General features: G+C 35.8%; 3 protein-coding genes. 2 read left to right on the top strand and 1 reads right to left on the bottom strand.

From position 1 onward, the window contains the following. Positions 1-165 precede the first annotated feature (165 nt). On the bottom strand, positions 166-1,791 hold the full coding sequence (gene bcsE, locus HUS61_RS21080; protein ID WP_175083672.1) for a cellulose biosynthesis protein BcsE: 1,626 nt from the start codon (positions 1,789-1,791) through the stop codon (positions 166-168). A gap of 121 nt (positions 1,792-1,912) precedes the next feature. Between bcsE and bcsR the strand changes: the two genes are divergently transcribed. Both bcsR and HUS61_RS21070 read left to right on the top strand, forming a co-directional pair. Beyond that, positions 1,913-2,140 (top strand): BcsR/BcsP family cellulose biosynthesis protein, encoded by a 228-nt coding sequence (bcsR, locus tag HUS61_RS21075; RefSeq protein WP_175083671.1) that lies wholly within the window; start codon positions 1,913-1,915, stop codon positions 2,138-2,140. After that, positions 2,137-2,271: cellulose synthase operon protein YhjQ/BcsQ (locus tag HUS61_RS21070; RefSeq protein WP_175083670.1), on the top strand; the 135-nt coding region annotated here is incomplete at its 3' end. The genes bcsR and HUS61_RS21070, both read left to right, overlap by 4 nt.

The following is a 2,271-nucleotide window of genomic DNA, read 5'->3' as shown; positions in this document are numbered from 1 at the left end:
TATCCTTCTTGTGTCGTTTTGGCGTATAAGGCGTTAATAATACATGCCTAAATGTTAGTTTTCGGTAGAGCACGACTACTTTATTAAACAATACCTTACCTGTATTACTCAACAAAATGCCGATTAACATTGCGATGATAAAAGTAATAAAAAACTGATTTAAGCTCATGACAGATCTCCTTTTAAGGTCACTTTTACTGGCTCGGATATAGGTCGAATCACTTTTTTAAATTCCGGTGTTTCAGTGTTTAAACTTGCTATATCTGATGCTTTTGCGTCAAAAATATAGCTTACATTTTCTTGTAATTGCTGAGTAAAGTCTGTTATTTCAGTATTAGCAAAATGACGTTGCATGCGGCGACATTCTTGCTGAATATAAAAATGATCAGCAATGACATTTTTTGACATAAAGAAGTCACTCACCTGTAATTTAAATAAATGCTTAATTGCGCTTTCAACATCGTGTTCTCGACAAGCATGTAGGTAAAGATAAACCGTACCATCAGCAAAACTAAAAATATCCCCTTCGCGCTTTACATGGAATAAATGCAATGGGTGTATCGCATCAATACGTGGCAAAAGCTGCATCAAAACAAGTACGCCGCTTACGCCAAGATTGGCAGCAGAATCACTATGCTTCGCAACCTGCTCTGCGAATTTAACAGGAGGTAAATACCCTTTAGCCAATACATTTTCACTGTATTTTAGAACATCATCAATCGATTTTGGTAGGGGTCTTGAAAACTGAAACCCTTGAATTGACTGAATTTGTGACAGTAATCGCGAAGGCTCAGAATAACTATATAAAATAAGATTAACCCCTAAGGTTAAAAATAGGCACTCATCTTGATGGCGAATAATGCCATCAACATTTTGAATAACCAATTTCAACCGACGACCACATTTTTTACGAAGAGAGAAGCAATCTTTGGCTAATACTTTTAAATCAGTGTAGCGGCTAACGGCAAATACTAAGGTCGCTGACTTTTTAGTTAGCCCTTTAGAAAAAAGAGCATCATTGTCATCAATAATTTTATAAAAAACAGGGAGCTTTGTCCCCTCAGGCACAGCACTGCGAGTTAGCCATACCTCGTCTTCATCAAAATCTTGAGCCGTTGGCTGCGACTTTTCATCGGCTTCTTGCTCTTCTTCAATTAATGCAAGCTGACCATCATAAAGCTGCAAATTGACTGAGCGCCCAGCAATAACTCCTTTTTTATGACACCAATAATCATACTCAAGGGTGCGAATTGATGCTTCTTGAGTCATATAAATAAGACCATCAAAGAAATGATTTAAGGCTAACAACTGACGTCTTAGTTCACTGGCATAGGTACCTGACATTAAAAACACTAAAGTGACATTTTTTGACTGCGACAAAGCATGATAGAGCTTCAGTTTTTCACCAAGCAGTTGCTCACCTAAGGAGAATAAATGTTCTGAATCGACATGTACAAAAACCGTACTGTTTTCCAGTTGTTCATACTGCTTTAATTCGTTAATGATACCACTAGAAAAATGCAAATCTTTTGATATGTTATTATTACTATTTAAATGGAAAGGATACAGTACCTCATGTTCGAACAAAGTGAAAAAAAACTCATTATCCTTTCCTTCAAAAAATAGTTCGACTTGTTCAGAAAGCAAAAAAGTTGGGGATTCATGATTGATTAGAATGTGCCTTGTTAACTCTAATAGCTGATTGTCTAAAGGGGCAAGTAAAGCATAACTTGCCCCTTTCTTTAGCTCAGAGAAAGCGCAGTTTAGACCTGTAATATTTAAATGAGGCACCAATAAACCCTTAAATAAGATACTTTAGTACTAGTTTTAAACGCTATTCTATATATAATGCAAATTATGTCCATGGATCGTGTACAATTTTAAGCAAACTTTTCTCACTACGGTTTTTTAGATGAATGACTTTGCAGTAAAAAATTCTCTTACTTTAACTCAATATGATATTGAGAAGTTGCTACGTCAATTTGGCGGCAAGGAAACGGATTATGTTGAAATTGTTGATGTCGAAAAAAATCGCAAAACGATTGAAAAGTACCCTTTACTTAACGATATCGCATTAGCAACAACAAAAACACAGAGCACAAAAAAAATTAACAAAAACGCAATAAAGAATCATAAATGAAGCGAATTTTTTTAAAAGGAATTAAAGGCGGGACAGGTACAACATCGATTGTAACCAACCTTGCTTGTGCTTTGAGAAAATCAAATGTGCCTGTGTATGCCATCGATTTAGATCCAAAAGGCGACTTAGGC

The sequence above is a fragment of the Pseudoalteromonas sp. 0802 genome (genome assembly GCF_013350085.1).
Lineage (GTDB): Bacteria > Pseudomonadota > Gammaproteobacteria > Enterobacterales > Alteromonadaceae > Pseudoalteromonas.
This window is presented reverse-complemented; position numbering and strand designations above follow the sequence as displayed.